This is a genomic window from Candidatus Bathyarchaeota archaeon, from assembly GCA_026014735.1.
Classification (GTDB): domain Archaea; phylum Thermoproteota; class Bathyarchaeia; order Bathyarchaeales; family Bathycorpusculaceae; genus Bathycorpusculum.
On record JAOZHT010000004.1, the window covers coordinates 182,279 to 206,341 of the forward strand.

At 50.3% G+C, this 24,063-nt stretch carries 23 protein-coding genes; 12 read left to right on the plus strand and 11 right to left on the minus strand.

Annotated elements, in window-relative coordinates:
- The 5 genes from NWE93_13475 to NWE93_13495 all read right to left on the minus strand — a co-directional run bounded on the left by NWE93_13475 (nt 1) and on the right by NWE93_13495 (nt 6,327).
- Nucleotides 1-1,476: a proton-conducting transporter membrane subunit gene (locus tag NWE93_13475; GenBank protein MCW4001238.1), complete on the minus strand. Its 1,476-nt coding sequence runs from the start codon at nt 1,474-1,476 to the stop codon at nt 1-3.
- Nucleotides 1,473-2,225 (minus strand): hydrogenase subunit, encoded by a 753-nt coding sequence (locus NWE93_13480; protein ID MCW4001239.1) that lies wholly within the window; start codon nt 2,223-2,225, stop codon nt 1,473-1,475. The genes NWE93_13475 and NWE93_13480 overlap by 4 nt, the downstream gene beginning before the upstream one ends.
- Entirely contained in the window at nt 2,222-3,166 is a 945-nt protein-coding gene (locus NWE93_13485) for an NADH-quinone oxidoreductase subunit H (protein ID MCW4001240.1), read from the minus strand. The genes NWE93_13480 and NWE93_13485 overlap by 4 nt, the downstream gene beginning before the upstream one ends.
- Complete coding sequence (locus NWE93_13490; protein ID MCW4001241.1) at nt 3,163-5,103, minus strand: proton-conducting transporter membrane subunit; 1,941 nt, start codon at nt 5,101-5,103, stop codon at nt 3,163-3,165. Before NWE93_13490 ends, NWE93_13485 begins: the two co-directional genes overlap by 4 nt.
- Before the next feature lie 462 nt (nt 5,104-5,565).
- Nucleotides 5,566-6,327 carry a class I SAM-dependent methyltransferase gene (locus NWE93_13495; GenBank protein MCW4001242.1) on the minus strand — a complete coding sequence of 254 codons (762 nt, stop codon included), beginning with the start codon at nt 6,325-6,327 and terminating at the stop codon, nt 5,566-5,568.
- A gap of 284 nt (nt 6,328-6,611) precedes the next feature.
- Between NWE93_13495 and NWE93_13500 the strand changes: the two genes are divergently transcribed.
- The 8 genes from NWE93_13500 (at nt 6,612) to NWE93_13535 (ending at nt 14,587) form a co-directional block, all read left to right on the plus strand.
- On the plus strand, nt 6,612-7,394 hold the full coding sequence (locus NWE93_13500) for a hypothetical protein (protein ID MCW4001243.1): 783 nt from the start codon (nt 6,612-6,614) through the stop codon (nt 7,392-7,394).
- The gene (rpiA, locus tag NWE93_13505; protein MCW4001244.1) at nt 7,384-8,112 is read left to right on the plus strand and encodes a ribose-5-phosphate isomerase RpiA; all 729 of its coding nucleotides are present in this window, start codon (nt 7,384-7,386) and stop codon (nt 8,110-8,112) included. The genes NWE93_13500 and rpiA overlap by 11 nt, the downstream gene beginning before the upstream one ends.
- A 172-nt stretch (nt 8,113-8,284) precedes the next feature.
- Entirely contained in the window at nt 8,285-8,734 is a 450-nt protein-coding gene (locus NWE93_13510) for a DUF523 domain-containing protein (GenBank protein MCW4001245.1), read from the plus strand.
- A gap of 283 nt (nt 8,735-9,017) precedes the next feature.
- Nucleotides 9,018-9,365: a zinc ribbon domain-containing protein gene (locus tag NWE93_13515; GenBank protein ID MCW4001246.1), complete on the plus strand. Its 348-nt coding sequence runs from the start codon at nt 9,018-9,020 to the stop codon at nt 9,363-9,365.
- 85 nt (nt 9,366-9,450) lie between these two features.
- Entirely contained in the window at nt 9,451-10,827 is a 1,377-nt protein-coding gene (locus NWE93_13520) for a hypothetical protein (GenBank protein ID MCW4001247.1), read from the plus strand.
- A gap of 463 nt (nt 10,828-11,290) precedes the next feature.
- Nucleotides 11,291-11,653: a hypothetical protein gene (locus NWE93_13525; protein ID MCW4001248.1), complete on the plus strand. Its 363-nt coding sequence runs from the start codon at nt 11,291-11,293 to the stop codon at nt 11,651-11,653.
- Nucleotides 11,647-13,260 carry a DUF2207 domain-containing protein gene (locus tag NWE93_13530; protein MCW4001249.1) on the plus strand — a complete coding sequence of 538 codons (1,614 nt, stop codon included), beginning with the start codon at nt 11,647-11,649 and terminating at the stop codon, nt 13,258-13,260. The genes NWE93_13525 and NWE93_13530 overlap by 7 nt, the downstream gene beginning before the upstream one ends.
- Nucleotide 13,261: 1 nt before the next feature.
- Nucleotides 13,262-14,587, plus strand: coding sequence for a radical SAM protein (locus NWE93_13535; GenBank protein MCW4001250.1), 1,326 nt, complete (start codon nt 13,262-13,264; stop codon nt 14,585-14,587).
- Nucleotides 14,588-14,625: 38 nt separating this feature from the next.
- Here NWE93_13535 and NWE93_13540 read toward each other — a convergent pair whose 3' ends face one another.
- Entirely contained in the window at nt 14,626-14,988 is a 363-nt protein-coding gene (locus NWE93_13540; GenBank protein MCW4001251.1) for a hypothetical protein, read from the minus strand.
- A gap of 328 nt (nt 14,989-15,316) precedes the next feature.
- Here NWE93_13540 and NWE93_13545 point away from each other — a divergent pair, with 328 nt between their 5' ends.
- Complete coding sequence (locus tag NWE93_13545; protein ID MCW4001252.1) at nt 15,317-16,552, plus strand: haloacid dehalogenase-like hydrolase; 1,236 nt, start codon at nt 15,317-15,319, stop codon at nt 16,550-16,552.
- Nucleotides 16,553-16,771: 219 nt separating this feature from the next.
- On the opposite strand, the gene NWE93_13550 is transcribed toward NWE93_13545, so the two are convergent.
- The 4 genes from NWE93_13550 to NWE93_13565 all read right to left on the minus strand — a co-directional run bounded on the left by NWE93_13550 (nt 16,772) and on the right by NWE93_13565 (nt 19,136).
- Nucleotides 16,772-17,806 carry a hypothetical protein gene (locus NWE93_13550; GenBank protein MCW4001253.1) on the minus strand — a complete coding sequence of 345 codons (1,035 nt, stop codon included), beginning with the start codon at nt 17,804-17,806 and terminating at the stop codon, nt 16,772-16,774.
- Between the two features lie 51 nt (nt 17,807-17,857).
- Nucleotides 17,858-18,112 (minus strand): GIY-YIG nuclease family protein, encoded by a 255-nt coding sequence (locus NWE93_13555; protein ID MCW4001254.1) that lies wholly within the window; start codon nt 18,110-18,112, stop codon nt 17,858-17,860.
- Nucleotides 18,113-18,799, minus strand: a complete 687-nt coding sequence (locus tag NWE93_13560) for a hypothetical protein (protein MCW4001255.1) — start codon at nt 18,797-18,799, stop codon at nt 18,113-18,115.
- Between the two features lie 157 nt (nt 18,800-18,956).
- Entirely contained in the window at nt 18,957-19,136 is a 180-nt protein-coding gene (locus NWE93_13565) for a CooT family nickel-binding protein (protein MCW4001256.1), read from the minus strand.
- Between the two features lie 194 nt (nt 19,137-19,330).
- Here NWE93_13565 and NWE93_13570 point away from each other — a divergent pair, with 194 nt between their 5' ends.
- Entirely contained in the window at nt 19,331-20,068 is a 738-nt protein-coding gene (locus NWE93_13570; protein ID MCW4001257.1) for a hypothetical protein, read from the plus strand.
- Between the two features lie 88 nt (nt 20,069-20,156).
- Complete coding sequence (locus NWE93_13575) at nt 20,157-20,852, plus strand: hypothetical protein (GenBank protein MCW4001258.1); 696 nt, start codon at nt 20,157-20,159, stop codon at nt 20,850-20,852.
- Between the two features lie 18 nt (nt 20,853-20,870).
- Here NWE93_13575 and NWE93_13580 read toward each other — a convergent pair whose 3' ends face one another.
- Entirely contained in the window at nt 20,871-21,191 is a 321-nt protein-coding gene (locus NWE93_13580; protein ID MCW4001259.1) for a hypothetical protein, read from the minus strand.
- A 227-nt stretch (nt 21,192-21,418) separates the two neighbouring features.
- Between NWE93_13580 and clpB the strand changes: the two genes are divergently transcribed.
- Nucleotides 21,419-24,013, plus strand: coding sequence for an ATP-dependent chaperone ClpB (gene clpB, locus NWE93_13585; protein ID MCW4001260.1), 2,595 nt, complete (start codon nt 21,419-21,421; stop codon nt 24,011-24,013).
- Nucleotides 24,014-24,063 lie beyond the last annotated feature (50 nt).

The window sequence follows — 24,063 nt, forward strand, 5'->3', positions numbered from 1 at the left end:
TCACCTTATACCCAGCTCAGACACGATAGTGGTGAGCAAATCGCTTAGTTGATGGGGGAAGAAAACACCTAACGCAAATACCGATGCCAGCAAAACCACGATTGTAACCTTCATGCTTAAAGGCACACGGTAAACCTTGGGCGCCATGGTGTCTTCTTGCTTGTTTGTCAGCAATTTAATCAGGAAAACTCCAAATGCTGCGGTGGCAAAAAGGAAAATCACCAGCAACCCCAAAAGCAAGTAGGGGGAGTAAGTGGCGGATTGCATCAGAATACTGATTTTGGGGATGAATACCGCTCCTGTTGGCATACCAATTATTGCTATGGCACCCAAAATGAGGGTCCATGAAGCAAAAGGCTGGAGTTTGAAGGCGTTTTTTATTCGTTCCATTCTTACGCTTTCATACTGGTGATGCATTATGCCGGATGAGAAGAACAACGAAGCCTTGGTGAAAGCGTGCGCCAAAATGTAGAAGAGCGTCCAGAAAACCGCTACTGCCCCGCCAACGCCTAACCCCACGAGGAGAAAACCCATGTTTTCCACCGTTGAGTACCCGATGAGTTTCTTGAGGTTTACTTGCGTTAGCATCGTTAAGGCGGCAACAACCATGCTTAGCACTCCGAAGGCGATGAGAAGCAGGGAGACCTTAGGTAAGATGCTGTTTTGAGCAGCTATAGCGTACATTCTGATGATGCCGTAGATGCCCACGCTTGTTATGCTTCCTGATAAAATCGCGCTGACTGATGCAGGCGCTTTGGAGTGGGCGCTAGGAAGCCAAGCGTGGAAGGGCACGACGCCTGATTTAGCCGCGAATCCAACGAAGGTGAATATGAAGGCTGCAAGCAGAATGCCCGGGGAGAGGGCACTTGCTATAGCCATTAAGGCGCTCCAATTCAGGGTTCCTGAGCCATAGGAAACATCAGTCATCGTAAAAAGCAGAATCAGCCCGATGAATGCGAATAGCATGCATGTGGAAGTTATAAAAATGTACTTGAGAGTAGCCCCGATGTTTTTAGGCGCGTTTAAAATTACGATTAGAACGGCTGAGAAAGCAGTTGTTAACTCTGCAAGTATCCAGAACAACGCCAAGTTATCCGCCAAAAAAGCAAATGTTATAGCGACCAACAACAGGTTGAAGGCAACGTAGAATAATTTGAGGTTGCTGCGCTCCATCTCATGGATTTCAATGGATCCCTCGATGTAGCCGCGTGAGTAAACTGCGGCAAAGAGGAACAGCACTGTTGAGAGGAGGATTTCATATATGGATAGGTGGTCGATTAGGAAGTAGTCTGCGCCTAAATTGTAGGCTGGCAGCGCTTCATGGGTTAATGTGAAGAGTGTAAGCAAAAGGTAGGTGGCTGGCAACAGGATTGAAAGGATATTCATGATTCGGTGAGACTTTGACAGTAATGTGCACAGTAGAACTGCTAATGCAACTAAGCCGTAACTTATGAGTATGAGATTTAGCGAAATCATTCTTTAGCCTCCTTGGGCTGTTTTGGGGTTGCTTCAATGTCCTCTAAGCGTCCATCGCGGGGTTGCTGCAGTTTCTTGGTGGTTTCTTGAAAAATGTTGAGGCGCGAATGGAACTCCTCTATGGTTGAGTCTATCCCAAAAGCCAATATCGTCGCCAGCAAAGTCAACATGATTAAGTCAACAACTATGAGGACCTCGATTAGCAGGGGCAGTTCAGTTAAAAAGAGGCTGAATAGGACTACGCCATTTTCCATGGTGAGGTAGCCCACGATGTTTGTGATGGTTTGTTTACGGGTGAATATGACCATCATGCCCATGAACATAAGAGACATCCCTGTTGCCGCGCCGAGGAAGAAAAGGCTGCCGTCGAAGATGTTGAGGGGGGCAATCAAGGTGGAGAAGGATAGGTAAACAAACAGAACTATGAAAATGCTGACAAACAGTGAAGTTATGGGGGAGAGGAAATGGAATTGGACATCCCGTTTAATGTGAAGCCTTCTTTGTATCTGCCCCATAAAGTAGGGAATGACGACGACTTTGCTGACTATAATCAGGATTGCTAAGCCGAGAAGCGTCCAGATGCCTGTTTCCACAAAAAACAGCAACGCCATAACCGCAAGCAACGCTGATTGAAATGCGTAGGTTTGGATGAGCGAACGTAGATTCCTCTTGACAAGGATAATGGCTGCGGTAGCGAGCACAAGAACAATGAGGATTTGAGTGATATCTTCAGCAGGAGCAATAATCATGCGAATACCTCGAGAATCAACGTGATAATGGAAAGAAACAGCGCCAGAGCGAAGAGTCCGGGCAGACGGAAAAAGCGTGATTTGGCGCAGGACGATTCAAAGACACCGATAATGACTGCGAGTATTATTGCCTTAAACATGAAGGCGCCAAGCGAAATCAGGATGGCGACCACAGAGAATTCTGTTGCTAATCCCCATGGAACGAGAACGTTGATGAGTAAACCCATGAGGAGAAGTTGCTTCATGGCGCCGGAGAGTTCCATCAGCGCCAAATTTTTGCCCGATTGCTCCAAAATCATCGCTTCATGAACCATAGTGAGTTCAAGGTGGGTTTCAGGGTTATCCACTGGCACCCGTGCAGACTCCACGATAAGCACGATGAAGAGCGAGACACAGATGGGGATGAGAACGGAGTCCACAAGCACTGTGGAGGTTAAGGCGCCCCGAAACATTTCGGGGATACTGGTGGTTTTAAAGGCGAAAGCCAACGCGGCGAACACCACGATAGCTGTGGGCTCAATAAGCGCAGATATCGCCATTTCCCGGCTGCTCCCCATGCCGCCAAATGTGCTGCCTGCATCAAGGCCTGAGAGAGCCATGAAAAACTTCGCCAACGCCAACAGGTAAATGAAGAGGATTATGTTGCCGACTAAGTCGGTGGGGTGTGGAATGACCAGCATTGGAACAAAAAGACTTGCCACCAGCAGGGCAGCGATGTTTATCAGCGGTGTAATCCGCATGATCCACGATGAATTCTCGGAATAAACCGTTTCCTTCTTGAACAGTTTTGCCAGATTGCGGTAGGTCTGCAGTAGGGGTGGACCTTGCCTTTTTTGGGCGAAGGCTTTGACTTTTTTGATGAGGCTGATGAAGAGGGGTGCAAGCATCACTGTGAATGCCACGTTCAGTATCCCGTATAATACGAGTGTCAGATCCGTCATGCAAACCACCAGATAATCAAGAGGAAAATCACTATAGTTGCAAATGCGTAGGCAACATGCAAGTCAACGTCGCCACGCTGAATATTATTAACTTTAAGCGCCACCCAACGAACTATGTTAGCGACTGGCAGATAGAGGCGTTCTTCAAAAAATTTCATAAGACGAATTTCAGCTTTCCCCTCTTTGAAAATAACTTTGTGGTCGTCGCTGAAGGTGCGTTCGGATATCTTTTGGGTGCGGAAGATCGATTTGAGGATGGTAACGATTGGCTCAGAGAAGCCAGAGGCGGTGTATTCCATTTTGCTGTTTTGCACGGGGATACCGCAGCCCCAGGTTTCAGCAATGCGTTCCCGTTTGCATGCGAACTCTCTTAGGGCAAAAAAAGTAGCGCCATACATGACGGCAAGGATTGCGCCTACAAGCAGCATGTTAGGTAACTGAAAACTGTAGCCTAACAAACCAAAGATTTGAAGCGAGAAAATCCCCAGTCCAATGCATAGCGCCGCCAAAATTGCGGGTCCAGCCAGCATTAGCTTGGGTGATTCTTGGGCGTTTCTTGTTTCTTGTGAACGGGGGAGGGCCAGGAAGGTGATTCCGAAGGCCTTCACGAAGCATGCGGCTGCCAACGCGCTGGTGAGGGCGAACACTGCCAACGCCACAATTATGAGTAATTCAAGGAAGGGGTTGGCTAAGGCGTAGGATTGGAAGAAAGCCTGGAAGATCATCAGTTCACTGACGAAGCCATTGAAGGGTGGCAGCGCGGAGATGGAGATTGCGCCGATGAGGAAGAGCACTGTGGTGGCGGGCATGCGTTTGATTAATCCGCCCATTTCCTCGATGTTGCGGGTTCCTGTGGCGTTAACTATGCTTCCGCTGGTGAGGAAGAGGAGGCTTTTGAAGAGGGCATGGTTGAGGGTGTGGAAGAGGCCGCCTGCCAATGCGAGCAGTCCGATGAGGGGGAGATTTGAAGCTGTGAATATGACGTATAAGCCTAAACCGATGAGGATTATGCCTATGTTTTCTATGCTGTGGTAGGCGAGCAAGCGTTTTATGTCATGTTCCTTCAATGCGTAGATAACGCCTAGGACTGCTGAGGTTGCTCCCACGGCAAGGATAAGCATGCCCCACCATAACTGCAGGGGCATAAGCAGAACAAAGCGGACTAAGCCGTATATGGCGACTTTTATCATTACTCCGGACATGAGTGCGGATATGTTGCTGGGGCTTGCTGGGTGAGCGTATGGAAGCCACTTGTGGAAGGGAATGATGCCGGCTTTGATGCCGAAGGCGAGGAACAGGAAGATAAAAGCAATTGATGTAACCCATTGGCTTGCTTGTATATTCTGGATGTTAAAGGTGCCTGTAGCCGTGTAGATGAATAGAAAAGCGAAGAGTAGAAAGAGTGTACTGAGATGTGTCATGATAAAGTAGAATATGCCTGCTTTCTGGGTTTCCTGCTTTTCATACTCGGTCATAACCAGGAGGAATGAGGCGAGAGCCATGATTTCCCAGAAAAACAAGAAGGAGAACATGGTTGATGAAGCAACAACCAGAAGCATCGATACAACAAAGACGTTCATGAGGGAAACAAGCATGTTGCGCCTGTTTTCATGCTTCAAGTGCTCAACGTATGGAATTGAGTAAACCGCAACTGCCACCGAAACTATGCTTACTATGAATAGGAAAAACGCGGCTAACCTGTCAATTGCGAAGGCGAATTGGAACGCGGGTGTTATCTGGTACGCCACATAGGAAGTGCTTTTGCCGGTAAGGACTGTTTCTGTAGAAAAAATTACAATACTTATGCTTGCGATGAAGGTGCATAGGAGAGATGTTTGCCGTGGGATTTTGCCTTTAGTTACCCTTGTACCTATCGGCGGCAAAATGATTGCAAGAAAAAATACTGTTAAACCTATTGGAAACAGAATCTCTAACATTAAAAGCCCCTATCGTGATTTCCAAAGTGCCAAATTGCACCCGCTTGCCCTAGGCAACGAGAATGTCGAATCCAATGCAATTAGCCTCTTAATCATGTGAAGTCTTTAGCGAGCATAACATTCTTCTAAAAAAGGGTTTTGGGTTAATATCACATAAAAACGGTATGTAGACTGGGATATAAGCTACAAACCATTTGTTCAAAGAAATAGCAAATGGCGGCTTAACTGTTTACCAAACAAACTTGTGGCGCCCTAAAGTAAGAATACAAAATAGGCAATGGCCAAATTGCAGTATTTGCCGATATAGGCAAAACGGAAAGGAATTTAGGTTTATGCCTAAACTTGCGCTTGCGTCAAAATCCCCGAATCTAAAAGAATGTACAACTTTTTTGCAGCATTCCAGCTCAACGATGCTGATGAGGGGATCCAAAAGGTGGCTGATGAGGAATCAGATTTTATTTTTTATGGTTTAATGTCTAGTGGATGAGGTTTGAGTGGGGCGAGGCAGTACATTGCCCAACCCATACTTTGACTTTGATACTGTAAATAGTCATCCTGGTCAGCGCGGAAGAATTTGAACACCTGCGCATAATCTGGGTGGCGGGGGTTTTCTTCCAGCCAACGTATCAACCCATACCAACTGTCCGAGATGTATCTGTCCCAATCATCGCGGCTGGAACGGATGATATATTCGAGTTCAAAGCCTTCGTTTCGGGTGAATTCTGCCAGCTCTGGCTCCGTGTAGGTGGTTGTCTGTTTCTGGGCATACTGGGGAGGTACCTGATTGTTAAGCCAATATGTTTCGCCGATGCCGAGGCGTCCATTTTTATGTATTGCCCGCTTCATCGCCTGGATTGTCTGCTGGAAGCCGCCGAAAACAAAAGTTGCCCCAATACATGTTGCGGCGTCGAAAGCTCCTTCTTCGAACACGTAGTCGGTTCCGGGGGAGCATACGATTTCGATTTGGTCAGATAAGCCTTCCTTAGCCAGCTTTTCCCTGGCGCGGCTGCAGAAATCTCTGGATATGTCGATGCCAACGCCGGTGATGCCATATTCCTCTGCCCACAGAGTAAGGGGGTTGGCGCAGCCGCAGCCGAAGTCGATTACTCTGCTGCCTTTTTTGAGTTTAAGCAGTTTGCCGAGTTGGAGGATTTTTTGGGGGGTTGTCGGGTTGAGTAATTCCATATAGCGGTGGGAGATGCTCATGAGGTCAAAGAATTCCATGTTTAAGCTTCCTGCAGGTAGGGTGATTTCGTTGTGGTATCGGTGATTAAGGAGTAGGTGATAATTAAGTATTTGGCGGCTGCTTTTTTTGTCGTGTTAGCCTTAGTTATCTGGCAACCGGAAATAAATGCGTCAGGTCGCATGCAAGCAGCAGTTGACATGTAAATTCGGCGGTTAATGCTGGGTTATCTTGCAATATTTATTTAAACTTGGAACACCAAACATAGCCAATATATTTACCGATATATGTATGATTGGCATGATAAGACTGAGGAGGGCTTGGCGTGGTATGGTATGAGGATCCCCTGATTGTGCTGGCAGTCGCGTTAGTTATCGTCATCGCTGCAGGCACCGTAGTTTATGCCATGCGCCGCTACAGCACCAAAAAAGCTGACCCTAAACCTCCACAGCAGAAAACGCCTGCTCAGGTGCCAGCCGCCAGCAAAGTTGACCTCGAATACACCAGCATGCCGTTTAAGATCAGCAAGAGCATCCAGACCACGATGGCTTCCAGCGCCAAGGACGAGTTGCGTATGCTGGATTTGGAGCGGGAAATCCTCGGTGACGCCATCAGGCGTCTTTATGAGGCTCAGGCGGAGGGCAAAATCACTGAGGGTGAACGCGAGAAACTTGCTGCCAGCTATAAGCAGCGGATGAACACCATCAAAGACTCCATATCCAAGGATGAATCCATAATTGCCCTTCATGAACTTGAGGGTATGCAGGAGGACCTCATGAAGCTCTTCAGCGAACGCTTCGGTGAACTCACCAGCAAAGTTGAGGAGCTCCGCGGCAGAATCGATGTTAAACCCATCCGTGAAATCCCCGTCAAGATTCCGCAGGCTCCGGTGCAGATTGAGGAGGCTGAGTCCGAGGAGGATGAGGCTGAGGAAGAAGAGGGGGAGGAAGCGGCTGCTAAGGTCAGCGTGGAGAAGCCTAAGCGTAAACGCAAACCCATTGAGGAGAAGCCAACCGCCAAAACCGAGGCGGAGCGGCGAATCGAATCCATACGCAGTGAAGTTGAGAAGGTTTTAGATAAGTTAGGACAGATGGAAATTGAAGGATAACCAAACCCTAGATCCAATTACATTACAGAAGAAAAATGCGGCTCTCAGAGCCGTTGAGCACGTTAAAGACGGCTGTGTTGTGGGCTTAGGCAGCGGTAGCACCGCGGCTTTTGCGATACAAGCCATAGGTGAACGCATGAAAACTCAGGGCATATATGTGCTGGGTGTGCCCACGTCTTATCAGGCTTTTCTGTTGGCGGTGGAATGCGGCATACCCTTAACCACCCTTGATGAGCATCCCGTGGTCGATGTCACCATCGATGGCGCAGACCAGCTTACCAGCGAGCTTTTCCTGATTAAAGGCGGTGGAGCAGCGCTTGCACGCGAAAAAATCGTGGCTGCCTCAAGCAAACAAAACATCATCATCGCCGACGAGAAGAAACTGGTCTCCAAACTTGGCGCTAACAACCAGTTTGTGCCCGTTGAGGTTTTGCCCTTTGCGCTGCCTCTTGCCAAACGCAAAATCGCAATGCTCGGCGGCAACCCCATAACACGGGAAGGCAAGGGCAAGCTGGGACCAGTCATAACTGACAACGGCAACGCAGTGCTCGACGTGTTCTTCGGCGAAATCGCTGATCCCGCATCGTTGGCGGTTAAGGTCAAGATGGTTGCGGGTGTGGTGGAAACCGGCTTTTTTGTGGGGCTAACCGATTTTGCCTACATCGGAACCGCAGAGGGCGTAAAGCAGCTTTCCGTAGCCCGCAGCTCTGTTGTGTGATTCTCTCTCTACCCCCCCCTCTTATATACCCTCTACGAATGCATGGGTACGCTTTGCCTAGGTCTGCAGTTGTGCAGCCGTGGCTTGGACTGCTGGCTGAATGCTGGTTGGGCGATTTGTTTTCTGTGCATCTGCCGCCAAGTTCTTATGGCTGCCCGCTTCCTCTGATGCTATGAAACTCGTCTCTGCCTGCCTGCTGGGCGTCAACTGCAACTTCCAAGCCCAAAACTGGGCAAATCCAGAGCTGCAATGGGAGTTTTTACGCGGCAACCTATTCCCCATCTGCCCCGAAGTCCTCGGCGGCCTCTGCGTGCCCCGGGTGCCCTCCGAAATCGTAGGCGGAAACGGCTCCGACGTACTCGACGGCAAAGCCCACGTCCTAAGCATGGAAGGCAAAGACGTCACCGACGCATTCCTCAAAGGCGCCTACACGGCGCTTGCCATAGCCCAATCCGTCGGCGCAACCGAAGCGCTGCTTATCGAGAAAAGCCCCAGTTGCGGCTGCGGCAGAATCTTCGACGGCACCTTCACCGAGAAATTCAAAGCAGGCGACGGCGTCACCGCGGCACTGCTTAAACGCCACGGCATAAAGGTAACCACCATACCCGCAAAAAAAGCCTAACTGCCGCTCCCACAGAGACTCCCTCCCCTTATAAAAAGGGTAAACCGCCAACACAGCCCTCGCCTAAATACAACACACAAACAAAAACAACTACACAACCACCCAACCAACTCCCCCACCAAAACATCTAACACAAAAACCAAATGGCTAAACTAACACATGAGCTGAGGTATAATTCTGTCAGCAACCTCGCCTAAATGAAAAAGCAAAACACATCAAACATAAAGAAGAAAACCGTTAATTTTTTAACTTACAAGAAAGCATAACTCATTCTGGTGAGCATTTGTATTGCCCAAACTGCGGAGTAGAGATTAGGAAATTAGTTAATTTTTGTCCAAATTGCAGATTTTGCTTAGAAAAAATTTTGCCGCTTATGAGCCCAGCGGCTATTCGAGATAATAAGGTTTATCTTAATGCTTCTAATGCCGAAGGGCAATCCCACTTTAAAGCCTATAATGTAAACACAATCAGACAAACGCATAAGAGAGCATACGAAAAATGGACTGACAATGAAGACACCGAATTAACTCTCGGTTTTCATCAAGGTTTAACTATACCGCAATTGGCTGAAAAGCACCGAAGACAAGAAGGCGGAATAAAATCAAGACTTCAAAAATTAAATTTGACATAACAACGCATGATATGCAAGATTTTAAATATGTAAACGAAAGATAGCTTGATAAAATTAAAAAAACACCTAAAATGCAGGAGATCCAATGCCCCTCTGGGAAAGCTCAATTTACAGGTTTAGAGTACCAGTCGACAATAACAATCCAGTTGAATTAAAGGAAGTAGTTATTGATGTTACTGGTTCCGCGCCAAATTTTGATACTCCTAGCGAGAACTTGAAGACAGTTTTAGAGGATGTGCTTCCTAATGAGAAAGGTTATGAAATTGAGAGTGTGTTGGAGTTCGGAGCTGCCAAGCTCAAAAACGTTCCATACATTTTAGACATGGGCAAGAAGGTCTGCGCTGTCGAATTTGAATCGATACTTGAATATGAGCAAACACAGCAGAACCTTGCTAAATGTCGAGCAAAAGGACCCGATTTCCAAGAACTTGTCTTCCCTAATCCCTTCATTAGCGATAAAAAGCAGTTTGACCTTGTACTATTGGCTAACGTCTTGCCTGTTATGCCTGTACCGGCAGAACGCTTGTACGTCATCAAAACCATTTACAACAAACTCAGGGAAGGCAAATATTTACTTTGGGTAGCGCAGAAAGAAGCCACAGAATACAAACGACTAAGAGACGAGGGCCGGAATAAACTTGGTGATGGAATATGGATAGGAAAGAAGCGTTACATAAAGAATTTCTATCGGTACCATCCACCTGAAGAATTGGATGAAATGATGGGTTTGTTTGGGTTCCAACTCGAGAAAAAATGGGGATTGTCAGATGATGTTAGGCTGTACAAAAAGATACCGCACGCTGTGATGAACAACGCAATCTCAGGTGAGTTATTGATGGAATACCTGCCAGTTGATCAAACCATCGCAGACCCTACCAATTCCATGCCTAAAATTGTGCAAAATCGGGCTGCCCGTATCGCTGAGCCTAATCCGAGCTACCTCGCGATAGAGAGCTTCTACAAAAGAAGATTGCATGACCTTAGCTGTGGCACTGATTACGCCGAATTATACCATAGACTTACTGCCTGGGCAATTGCGAGAATTTTTAGAGGTTTTTTAAGAAATATGCGTATGAAGGTACCTATTGGCGACGGTACGAAGATTGTCGATACCATTTTTACCAACGTTGCGACTGAGGGCTTCTTTTATAATGTTGGGCAGCGGAAAATTGCCCAGTTTCCGATTTTTGAGATGAAAAATTACGCGAACGATCCAGTGAATGAGGAATTCGACCAACTTAATGGGCGACTCAACGACCAAAGAGGTAATTTTGGCGTACTTGTTTGTCGGCAAGTGGATGAAACAAAAGCATACGCCCGCTGCAAAACATTTCTACCAAACAACTGGATATTATTCCTCACAGACAATGATATCATTCAACTTTTGCAATACCGAAGTAATAACGACGTAGAGAGTATCAATGACTTCATGGCAGATAAGTTGACCCGTCTTCTCTTTTAGCACTTGATATTAAAAGAAGAATGCAAAGCAGCTGTCAGGGGATTACCTTGATAAAACTAACAAACGATCTTTAGGTTGATAAGTTCGCATTGTGTAGCTCTACTTAGGGCAAGCTAGCGAGATTATGTTTACCTCTCCAAGCCTTAACCAAATAGGTCATGAGACTTCTGATTATTCTCGTGGTCTTACGGTTTTGTTTTGTAGTTATCGGCAATTGCTTGCTTGTTCAGGGATTAAATCGGCAGTAGTTCTATGATTGCAGCGATTAGGAGCCCCGCGAAATAGCTTATGGCGTTTTCCATGTGTGGCACTTTAGTCTGTCTGGAATAAGGTGGTTTGCCCCTTCTTTTTTGGTTTGTAGAGGACGCCGGCGATGAGCACAATTGCTCCGACAACGGGCAACCGCCGCTTTTGATGAGGGCTAATTTTAAATCTCTAGGCATAACAAAGTACAGTTATGAGATTGATTGCTGTACTTGGCGGTGTTGCTGCTGCGGTTTTGTTCTTTTTTGCAGTTATCTTTGCGCTTGCCTCCTCCTATGTGGGGCTTACTGCTCAGGCGGCTCAGGCTCGGTTGCTTACGGCTGCGATCCTCTTCATCGTGGGCTTAGCTGTGGTGGTGGGCATTTACTTCTTGACGCGCAAGCCCAAAACTGTCATCCAGTGTGTGGAGATGTCGGGGGAGATGAAGGCGGCGCAGATTAAGTGTCCCCACTGCGGAGCCAACATCGACGCAGACCAAATCCAGATACGAGACGGCGTGCCATATGTTAAGTGCCCCTACTGCGGGACAACTTTTGAGGTTGCTGAGGAGCCGAAATGGTAAATCGTGCACAGTTGCTTTTGGCGTTTCTGCTTGCCTGCATTTTAGCAGCGTCCGCATTCAGCTTCAGCCAAGCCCAGAGCCCAAGCTACACCGTGAATCAGGAGTGGGCGCAGCTCTTCATCAACCAGGACGGTACCGTGGATTTAACTTACAACATGTCCTTGACCGTGACCTCCGGCACCCTGAGCGCATTTGATTTGGGGCAGCCCAACACGGATTTCACCATCGGAGAGGCCGTGGACCAGTATGGCAACCAACTGCACACTTACAAGTTCAATGATGAGGTGGCATCGGTGGATTTCCACACGCCGCTGACCGCGGGGGAAAGCATCTGGTACATCATAACCACCAACGTTGCAGGCATGATGCAGACCGACAGCACCAACGAGGGCAACTTGGGCATGGAGTTTACGCCGCAGTGGGATAAGACCGTGCCCATCAGTGATGTGCGGGTGCAGATTGTTTTCCCCGAAGGCGTCACCGTCGACGACGTTAAGACGTTGCCGGACAAATTTTGGAATAGCAGCCAAACCGTGGAGGGCAGAACCGCCCTTTACTGGGAACTTCCGGCTCTGGGCGCTAACCAGCAGTATCCCATCGGCGTTTCCTTCCCAGCCGCGGCGCTTCCCAACTACACCCCGCCTGCAGGGATAGGCGCGTTGGGGATCATTTTTGCGGTGGCTGCGGCTTTAGCAGCCCTCTTCATCATCATATTCATCGCTTACCGCCTAAGCAAGAAAAGCTACACTAAACCCAAAGTCGGCATAGAAACCCTGGGCGTCAAACGGGGCTTAACGGCGGTGGAAGCCTCCTATCTGCTTGACCTCAAACCCCAGCAGATCGTAACGGAAATCCTCTACAGCCTGCTCCAGAAACGGGCGGTTTGGGCAACAGAAACCAAGCCCTCCCTCAAACTAAAGGTGCTATCGCCCTACGAGAGCAAAACCGGCACCAAAGAAAAACCGCTGCGCTACTACGAAATCGATTTCCTCCAAGCCCTCAAACCCGACGGCAGCCTCGACGAAGAGAAGCTGGCGCACGCCGTCATGTTCCTCCGCGACACCGTCGAGCAGAAGCTGCAGGGCTACAGCCGCAAAGACACCGCCGATTACTACCAAAAAATAGTTGCGAAGGCATGGCTGCAGGTGGAGCAGGCGGGGACGCCGGAGCTCGCATCCAACGCCTATGATCAGCAGCTGCTCTGGCTCATGATGGACCCCGACCGCAAAGGCCGCACCGAAACCATCTTCCGTGACCGCCCCTTCCAGCCGCAGCCCCTGTGGTTCTGGTGGTGGTACGGCTACACCATCTATCACCCCCACCCCATCTTCACCCCGAACGTTAACGCCCCCAGCCAGATGCCCACTCCCGCTCCAGTTCCAGGCGCAGACTTCGCCAACAACATAGCCACCGCCGTGGAAGGCACAGCCAACAACGTGGTGGTTAACCTCGAGAAATTCGCCAACGCCATCGTGCCACCGCCGCCTAAATCCAGCCATCAACCCGCCCGCAAAGGAGGGGACTGCGTCTGCGCCTGTGCGGCTTGCGCCTGTGCCTGCGCTTGTGTGTCATGTGCCTGCGCCTGTGCAGGGGGAGGAGGACGCTAAGTTGAGTTTCATCAAACACTTTGGCAGAAAACAGCAGGTGCCCACGGGACGCTACAGCTACCGGGGCGAAGACAAATACGCTGGCATGTCGCTGCAGCTGCGGGTGGAAGCCGACGGCCGCGGCGTCATGGTGATTAACGCCAACACCGTTCTGCACCTGAATCAGTCCGCGACGTCATATGCCTACTACTTCATGATGGGGCATACCCAAGCTGAGGTAGTCAACAAAATCCGGGGCATATACCGGGTATCGGCGCAGGACGCCAAAACCGACTATGAACAGCTCGTCTACACCATCAGCACATTGGCGCAGACCGAGAAAATCGACCCCGTCACGTACCTCTCCATCGAAAAAGAGGAGCCCTTCACCTACCAGTACAGGGCGCCGCTGCGGATGGATATGGCGCTTACGTTTCGCTGCCAAAACGATTGCCTCCACTGCTACGCCGGCGGACCCCACCAAACAGCCGAGTTAACCACAGAGCAGTGGAAAACCGTAATTGACCGGCTTAGCGACGTCGGCGTCTTCATCTTAACCTTCACCGGCGGCGAACCCACCCTACGCGAGGACCTATCTGAGCTGCTGCTCTACGCCCAGAACAAGGGCATGGTCACGGGCCTAATCAGCAACGGGCGGCGCCTCAAAGACCCGCAGTACGTGGCAGAACTGGAGAAGGCGGGGCTGGATTTCGTGCAGATAACCCTGGAATCCCATAAGCCCAGCGTGCATGACGCCATAACCTGCTCAGAGGGCAGCTGGAAAGAAACGGTTGTAGGCATCAAAAACGCGGTGCACAGCCAGATCTACGTCTCCACCAACACCACGCTAAGCAAGCATAACGAAGCCGATTTTCTACGCACCATAGACTACATCAAGGAACTCGGCGTGGACGCGTTTGGCTGCAACAGCCTCATCTACAGCGGCAGAGCCCCCGCAGCCCAAAACGAATTCGCCCTCTCCCTCGAAGCGCTTAAGGCGCTGCTGCCCCAGATACGCGACAAAGCCCAACTGCTCGGCCTCAAGTTCCTCTGGTACACCCCCACCCAGTACTGCCAGCTTGACCCCGTCTCGATGGGGCTGGGCATAAAAACCTGCACTGCAGCGCTTATCAACGCCTGCGTGGGCCCCAGCGGCGAGGTGTATCCCTGCCAGAGCTACTTTGAAAGCCTCGGCAACATCCTCACTGAGCCCTGGATGAAAATCTGGCATAGCCCCCTGGCGGAGAAGCTGCGTAACCGAGGCTACGTGGAGGAGAAGTGCCGGGGCTGCGAGGAGCTGGGGGTCTGCGGCGGCGGTTGCCCCCTGGAGCTGCAGAATAAGCAGTAAGAAGAGCCAAGCCTGATGCATGGTATTATTTCGTTAAGCTATTTTGCATTTGCCCATGCCCGATAGTTAACACTGGGCTGACCCAAACTACCCCAGACGCTTAAATCAAAGGTAAACTGCATTGATTTGCTTTCGCCTTTTGCTAAATATACAGTGTTGCTCTGCTGCTCATATTTGCCAGCGCCGTTTATTTCGGCAAATACCTCAACGTTTCCTGCTCCACCATTATTTCGGACGGTAACGTCAACCTTGTAGGTGTAATCCAAGTTAGAAAATGACTCGCGCCCGTTGATAGAGGTAACTTGGGGATTAGGCGGATCAACGATTGCTGTGATTGGATTTGAGGAGCCAGGCGGGTTAAGAACCACTGCTGCAACAATAATCACAACAATTACAGCCACAGCCACACCTGCGATTATTTTCAGTGGGCTTCCACTTTTTCTTGGAGGCGGTGGGGGTGGCATTTGCTGATAAGGCATTTGGTTAAAGGGAACAGGCGTTCCACAACGTGGACAAAACTTTTCCTGATGCAACTCGGTTCCACAATTTCTACAGTATGGCATCAAAATCGACTATAATTAGCGATGAATCGTTTAAAAGGTTTTGCAATTGATTCCTTGCTTCCTAAAATGGACCCCCGTGCTTTTCTGCTAACAGACAAACGATTTATCTTTACCAAACCCCCTTCTGTTAACGTAGAGACCCCTATCTTGGGGGTTCAGATGCATTATGGCGCAAACAACTAAGCCAAGACTCGTGGTCTTCGACGTTGAAGGAGTGCTGATTCCCAAAAACCGCTTCCTCTTCGACGTCGGCAAAGCCCTCGGCTTCGCTACGCTCCTCAAGCTGCTGCTCTTTGGCTTCCTCTACGAGGTCGGCATCCAAAAAATCGAGCCTACCCTCAGACACATCTTCGCTGAGCTAAGAGGCACAGAAACCGAGCTGCTTGGCGCTGTTTTCCAGAGAATCCCCGCGACTCCCTTCCTTAAGAACCTCTGCAGCGAACTGAAAGCCCGCAACTGCAAAGTGGCAGTCATCAGCTCAGGCTTACCTACCTTTCTAGTTGAGAAAATGGCTTCGGAGATCTGCGCGGACTATGCCTTCGGCGTGGACGTGGAGGTGCGCAACGGCCGCTTAACCGGCAACATCACCGGAGACGCCATAGCCAAAAACGGGAAACTCAAAATCCTCTGCGGCATACTCAACAAGGAGGGCATGTTGACTAGCGACTGCATCGTGGTGGCGGATGACCGAAACAACCGCTGCATCTTTATGCCCGGAACCCTTAAAATCGGCTTCAACCCCGACTTTATCCTACGCATAAAAGCTGACCGCGTCGTCAACGGCAGACTCGCCTCGATCCTACCCATAATCGATGGGAAAAAAGAGAAACGGGGTTTCCCCCAAACTAACGATTTTGTCCGCGAAGACATCCACGCCGCCGGCTTCTTCATGCCCGTCATCGCAGGCCTAGTAGGGGTTCCATTGGTGGCGTCCCTGATTATCTTCATCGCCATCCTCTACACTGCCTCCGAACTCTGCAGACTCGAAGGACGCAGCCTCCCCCTGGTTTCCTCAGTCACCCGCCACGCCGCCTCGCAGTCGGAGCTCTACGGCTTCGCAGCCGCCCCCATCTACTTCGCCGTAGGCATAGTAGCGACGCTGCTTCTGTTTCCGACCTCTCCAGCCGGAGCAGCCATAGCCGCGTTTTGCCTAGGCGACAGCGCCGCCTCGCTCTTCGGCGGAATGCTCACCAACTCTTTGCCGTTTAACAAGGGCAAAACCATAGAGGGCTCCTTGGCAGGCTTTGTCTTCGCGTTTTTAGCTGCGTTGTTCTTTGTGCCGCCGGCTTGGGCGCTGGTCGCCGCCGCCGTAGCCATGACCATCGAGGTGCTACCACTACCCATAAACGATAACGTATCAGTGCCCATCATCACAGGCGCAGCACTAACCCTCCTGATGTAGCTAATAGAGCACGTTTTGGAAGTCTTTAACGTATGTGTTTTGCTGATTGATTTTTTTAATAATAGATTGAAGGTAGCGGTGCCCTTATTCATAATCTTCTCGCCGACGTGGCTGGTTGCTTTTTAATTCTGCAGCGGCTTGGTTTGCAGGCTGGACTTTGGGGCTATCATGAACCCTTCGCTATGACATTCCCTTGAAATATCGATAAATAAAAGAGCCTTAGTTAGTTAACTTGTAACTATCATTTTCAGGGTATTGTCTTAATCGAAGTAATGTTAACGCATTGACAGCAGCAAGTGCTGGGAAAAACCAAACAGCGGAATTATTCCAGTAAGAAGCAAACGTCGTCGACCCAAAAAAAGACAGAATAAAGGCAGCTATCATAAATCCGCCGGCAAGAAAGGACATAATTTTTGCATGTTGAGAATCTCGAAATAATAATGATAATGCGTAAAGATTCAATCCACCACCTAATATAAGCCCTAATAAGAAAACCCATTCAGCAAACCCTGAGCCAGCTCCCAGAGGAAAATAATTAGAATATACAGAGGGCAGAGGCTTAGGCAAATACCACAAGAGGAGAAGAGCAAAGATACCAAATAGATTTAATGCGAAGACTCCTGCCGCCCAACGTCTAACCTGCGTTTTGCCCTTGGACAAAAAAAGCATTACAGCAACGGCTGGACCTATACCAACAATCCACACGATAGTAGAAAGGGTCGAATAAAATGAGAGCAAACCATAAGTTTGATCTGCATGTGAACGCCCGTTAACCCAATTATTGATTTTGCGGCCCTGAACGGTTGAGCCTAATTCTCTTGCAGAAATATCATAACCAGCATCTGTCATGATTCGGAAGGCAGGACTGGTATTGTTGGCTTCTTGGACGTTTACTTCGACAGAGATAGTAGACGAGCTACGGGAGTTAAGCATAAATGCGCTTGTATAGGATCCATATGCCTTCGGAAATCCCCAGTGTACCGGATTGGTATAGTATTCAACTCTCACATCCCAAAGCTCAACGGCTGAATTTGTCGGGTTTTGGTAGGTTATGTTGCATAGGATGCTTCCTCCTGAATCTGCGTCAAATAGATCGGAAAAATTGTAGTCAAGCTTGACGACCTTCACTTGGCTTAGCAGTTCCCCTTCCGCGGCATCTTGGGAAAGAATCTGCTGGTACATCTGAAAAGAATATAGGGAAAGGATACTGAGAACGGTGAAGAGCAGTACAAACGCTGCTAATTTAAACTTCATAAGGTCTAATTATCTTGTGAGATTTTTAGCTTTTTGCTAAAGTATTTCTACCTACTCTTTATTCTGTGAAACTATCAGAGCCAGTTTCTGTTTGTGGCTGAGTTTTTTGATTTGCCGTTCCCGCTTCATGGCGGCGCTGCGTGTGCCAAAGAGTTCCACGTAGGCGACGCGTTGGGGCTTGTGGCTTTTGGTGTATTTGGCTCCTGTGCCGTTGTGATGCTGGCGCGTCCGCTCGTCGAGGTCGCTGGTGTAGCCCGTGTAGTAGGTGCCGTCGGTACATTGCAAAATGTAAACGTAAAACGACATCTATGGTTCAGGCCCCTGAAAACCGGCTGTTAAACAGTCATAGACCACGCCTTTCTGTATCGCACGTTTAAGGTATGCTTCAGGGTCGATTTCCTGCACGCTCACGTGGTCTACGTCGATTATGTAGATTTCCTGTATGCGGGCTTCGCGGATTTCCTCCAGCGTCACGGGGGGCTTGTGGTAGTAGGCGTCGCAGAGCGCCTTAACCTGCTCCAGCTCCAGTTCACTGCGGCTGCGGGGGGACTTGGCAAAGAGCCTTGGAAACGGCAGAATGTAATGCGGCGGCACCCCCAACGCGAATTTGCCGGCGAAGCTGCTGTAACGGATGATTTTGCTTGCCAGCCGAGCCGACGTGTAGGTGAGGGGCGCCAACGCGTTTTCAGGGGGGATGTAGCCGGTTTCGATTTCCACCACAAGGTTGCCTAGGCCCTTGATGCCGTAGAGGTCGCAGTTTAAGATTTCGTTGAGGGGATACTCAAGTTGGACTTCGTAGTCTTTCTCGATTAGGTATTTGGCGCAGACAAGCTCCATGACAGAGTGGTTGATTTTCACGATGTTTTCCCGCTGCAGCTTAACCAGCCAGTCTTTGAGCATGTTAAGCTTGTTCTCCACGGTGGGCGCGGCGCCGCTGGTTAACCTGTCTACGAGAAGGGTGAGGTCGCGTTCAAATTTCTGCCGGCTGCTCATCTATCCGTTTCCCCAATCCATTCTGGGCGAATAAGCTATTTCTATTTAACTAGTGAACTTTTGTATATATAAAGCCAGAAAACCCCCAGAGCCCATGGCTGGCAAGGCCCAGCGGGGAGGGTTAGTGTCCATGCGTTGCAACTGGACGTTAATTTCTCTAGGCCCCGACCAGCACAAGCCGCGCGTTGGGCACGTCGACCTCAGCGATGCGGCAGCCAACGAACTCTTTAGCTTGCCCCAGAATGTTCTTGACGGTTACTTTGTCGCCGTCTACTTTTGCGTAGATTACGTCTCTGAACTCGGTTTTTCCGTTAACTATCACATTGAATTCACACATCGAACTTCACCAGTAGCAAAAAACCAAGGCTCCGTAATAAGACTTACAGTGACAACACCCAAAAATCACACAACAAACCCAAAAAACCAGAAAACGTTACTCAAACTTTCTTGACTGAACAATCCGCGGCTTAGTCAAAGTTTCTTGACGAAAAAACCTAAAAACAAAAACCTCTAAGGGCATATTGACCAAACATGAAAACCCACCTGACCTCAATCCTCCTTGTCTGCATAATCGCCTCCGCCGCAATAATCCTCCCCCAAACCTCAAACGCACAGACCACAGCATCGCCAGCCGTAGGCGTCAAAGTAGGCGACTGGATAGAATACAACATAACCGTAACAGGCAAAGGCTCAATGCCCCCAACCCACGACGTAGTGCATTTCCGCATCGGAATTTTCGACGTTGAAGGCGAGGCGTTCTCAGCCAATTTCACCTGCAATTACCGAAACGGCACCGTCGGCAGCGCAGTTTGGAAATACAACTTCAGCGAAGGCATCGTGGGCGGCTGGACCATCATCCCCGCGAACCTGAGCCCCGGGATGCAATTCTTCGATTTAGGTCAGCATAACCACAAACCCGTCAACGTAACCGTCCAGAGACAGGAAGACAAAACCGTGCTGGGCGCGACTCGAACCATCACTTACGGCAACGACTCGCTTAGGCATAAGGAATGGGACAAAGCCACAGGGGTAATGGTTGGAACCCTGGAAGTTTACAAGAACGTCACCAGCAAAACAGGCTGGTACATCGAAGACATCACCGTCGTTGTGGAGGCGGTGGCGACGAACATGTGGAGCCCCCAGAGCACCCAAGCGCTAGGCGACCAAACCGCCCTCTTCGCGGCCTCTGCGGCTGCTGCAGGAGCGGCGGCGGCGCTTTTGGCAGCGGTGGTTTTGCGTAGAAGAAAACGTGTAAAGCGGCAGGTTTAAGGCTGCAATGCATATGGGCAGGCTCAAGGGTGGCACGCACAGAAGGCTCTGTTTTTCCCTCTTCTCTTTTTTGGGGGCTGCGGCTGTTTTGTTTGCCCTATTCTGTGTGCCCTGGGGCAACGGTGAAACCGTCACTTTGGAGGCACGTTATATGCTGGGCGAAGAATTCGCCTACAGCCTCACCGCAACCTCCACCAGCCAAACCGGCAACCAAACCTTAAGCACCAGCAGCCACAGCATCCTCACCGTCGAGGTTTTAGACATAACCCCAGACACTTACATCCTAAACTACACCCTTACCCCCAACGCAGCAGACGCCGCCCCGACTTCTCAAACCCTCGAAGTCAACTGCGCCGACGCCATCAACCTCTACACACTCATGCCCGCCGCCCTGCTCCCCTACACCCAGAGCATAAACTGCAGCAGCCCCATCGAAACTGCCCTCCTAAGCCAGAGAGAAGCAAAGTTCGGTGATTCATTGCAGGCGCCCGTCATATGTGCGGTTACGGGAACCCCCGACGCGGAAATCACTCTGAAGCTCACTGAGGGGAAGGACGTTGATGTTGAAGCAGGGAAGTTTAGGGTTTTCCGATTGGAGTTTGCGCAGACCCAGCAGAGCCAAGGGGGCTGCAAGCAGGATTATGGCGGCGTGTTGGGTTGGGCGCTGCTGGAGCGGGGCAGCGGCAAGCAAATCCGAAGCTTGCTGGAGTTCAACATGACTGCGCCGACGGGTTTTGCGGTGACGACTTTCCAGAGCATCCTTCTAAAAGATGAACTTCGATGAATTCCGCTGAGATGCAAGTTAGTCGGTCAGCGGTTGAACCTGCAGCACCAGCAGCTCCGAAGTCGCCGAAACAACCTTCATCTCCAGCCCCAAGTCCTGGTAAACTGCGCCTGCCACCGCGGGGAAGGACCGCGATTGCGAGGCGTTCTGTGACACATAAAACAGCTCTGAGGTGTCTGTGGCGGTGAGGCGGTAGCTGAAGACATATGAGTTTTTGCCCTGCTCATAGGTGACGGAGATGCCGGAGACCAAGTTAAGCTGTGAGCTGCCGGGCTTTTGGTTGCTGCTTTGGGATGGCGCCGTCAGGGAAGATGTCTGCCAAACAACCACTGCCGCCATTATAATTATGAGGGCGATAACTACAATCCACCCAATCGGCGGGCCCTTGCTTTTTGTTATCGGCTGGTTAGAGCTGTTTGGCTGAATTCTAGGTTTACCCCCCGATTAAAATGGGGATTACCCCTTAAAAATTTTCATACAACGACATGCGTTTGCTGCATTCGGCAGGTGAATGCTTTTTAGGGCGAAAAACGGATTTTATAGGCATACGCTAAGAGGTTGATTTTATGAGTTTTAATAATTTCACTGTAAAGTCCCAAGAGGTTATCCAGAAAACCCTTGCGGTAGCCTCTTCAAAACAGAACCAAGCCATCGAACCCGCCCACATCCTAAAAGCCATGCTGATGGTCGATGACAACGTGGTTCCCTACCTGCTGGGCAAGCAGGGCGTAAACATGGCGGCGCTCTCCACGGAGCTAGACCGCCTCATTGATGCTTTGCCTAAAGTCAGCGGCGGCGAACCCTACCTCTCGGGCAACGCCAATAAAGCCCTCAAAAAAGCCCAGGACCTCGCCGCGGAGAGCCATGACCAATTCGTCTCCATCGAGCAGCTGCTCCTAGGCATCTTGTCAGCTAATGATGCAGCATCCAAACTGCTATCCGCCAGCGGCGTAACGGAGAAAGGTCTTAAGGAAGCGATTACCCAATTGAGGAAGGGATCAACTGTGAATAGCCAAACCGCAGATGAAACCTACAACGCCCTAAACCGCTTCGCCATAAACCTCAACGAGAGGGCACGCACCGGCAAACTCGACCCCGTAATCGGACGAGACGAAGAAATCCGCCGTGTTCTGCAAATTCTCTCGCGTCGCACCAAAAACAACCCTATACTCATCGGGGAACCCGGCGTGGGCAAAACCGCCATAGCCGAAGGCATCGCACACCGCATAGTCAACGGCGACGTACCCGAGAACCTCAAATCAAAGCAGATTTACTCGCTGGACATGGGCGCGCTTATTGCAGGCGCGAAGTTTAAAGGCGAATTCGAGGAGCGCTTAAAAAGCGTCATCAAAGAGGTCGTGTCCTCGGAGGGCGAAATCGTGCTTTTCATCGATGAAATCCACACGTTGGTCGGTGCAGGCGCAGGGGAAGGAGCCATGGACGCCGCCAACATCCTAAAACCCGCCCTGGCAAGGGGGGAGCTGCGGGCGGTGGGCGCCACCACGCTTAAGGAGTACCAGAAATACTTCGAGAAAGACAAGGCGCTGGAGCGGCGTTTCCAGCCCGTCATGGTTAACGAGCCCAGCACGCTTGACGCCATCTCCATCCTGCGTGGCCTAAAGGAGCGCTACGAAGTCTTCCATCATGTCCGCATAAAAGACGAAGCCATAATCGCTGCAGTGGAGCTTTCCCAGCGCTACATCACCGACCGCTTCCTACCCGACAAAGCCATCGACCTCATCGACGAAGCCGCCAGTAAACTGCGCTTGGAAATCAATTCGGCGCCCGAAGAACTCGAAACCATCGAACGCAAAATCCGCCAACTCGAAATCGAGCGGGAAGCCATCAAACGCGAAAAAGACGAATCCAAACTCAAAGCGCTAAATCAGGAAATCGGCAACCTCAGCGAGGAACGCAGCAAACTCAAAGCCCGCTGGCAAGCCGAAAAAGACATCGTGGAGCAAATACAAAGCAAGAAAAACCTCATTGAGCAGCTGCGGTTTGAGGATGAAGACGCTAACCGCAAAGGCGATTTGGGCAGGGTGGCGGAGATCCGATATGGCAGAATCCCCGAAGCCACCAAAGCCATCGAAACCCTCAAGGCAAAACTCTCCGAGATCCAAAAGGACCAGCCGCTGATCAACGAGGAAGTCGATGCCGAGGAGATCGCGGAGGTGGTGTCGCATTGGACCGGGATACCTGTGAGTCGCATGTTGCAGAGTGAAAAGCAGAAGCTGCTAAACATCGAAACCGAACTGCACATGCGCGTAGTCGGACAGGACGAAGCCATCCAAGCTGTCTCCGACGCGATTCGCCGTAGCCGCGCGGGCCTTCAGGATCCCAAGCGCCCCATTGGCTCCTTTATTTTTCTGGGAACCACGGGCGTTGGTAAAACCGAGTTGGCAAAGGCACTGGCGGATTACCTCTTCAACAACGAGAACAATATGGTTCGCATCGACATGTCCGAGTATCAGGAACGCCACACCGTATCGCGTCTGGTGGGTGCGCCGCCGGGTTATGTGGGCTACGAGGAAAGCGGGCAACTCACCGAGGCAGTGCGCCGCAAACCCTACTCGGTTGTGCTCCTTGACGAAATCGAGAAAGCCCACCCTGACGTCTTCAACATCCTCTTGCAGGTGCTTGACGACGGCAGATTAACCGACAACAAAGGCCGCACCGTGGACTTCAAAAACGCCATAATCATCATGACCAGCAACCTTGGCTCGCAGCTCATACAGGAAAACCTTGAAAAAGCAACCGCTGATAACCGAGTGGAAATCTGGAATCAAACCCGCGAACAAGTCTTCAGTCTCCTCAAGAAAACCATCAAACCCGAGTTCCTAAACCGCGTCGACGAAATCATCATGTTCCAGCCGCTAAGCGAGGGGCAAGTCCAGAAAATCGTGGAATACCAGCTTAAGGCAGTAACGCAGATGCTTGAGAAGAACGGCGTTAAGGTAGAGTTCACCAAAAAAGCCGTAGACCACATCGCCAAAGTCGGCTTTGACCCCCAGTTCGGCGCCCGACCCATCAAACGCGTCATCCAAAAAGAGGTGCTAAATGAGCTGTCAAAAATTATCTTAGCTGACAAAGTCACCAAGGACTCAGTGATTATGGTGGATGAGAAAGCCGGCGCGTTGACCTTCCATAACAAACCGTAGCGCCCCCATTTAGGCCAAAAATTAAAGCGTATACCCGCTTACTGTCTGGT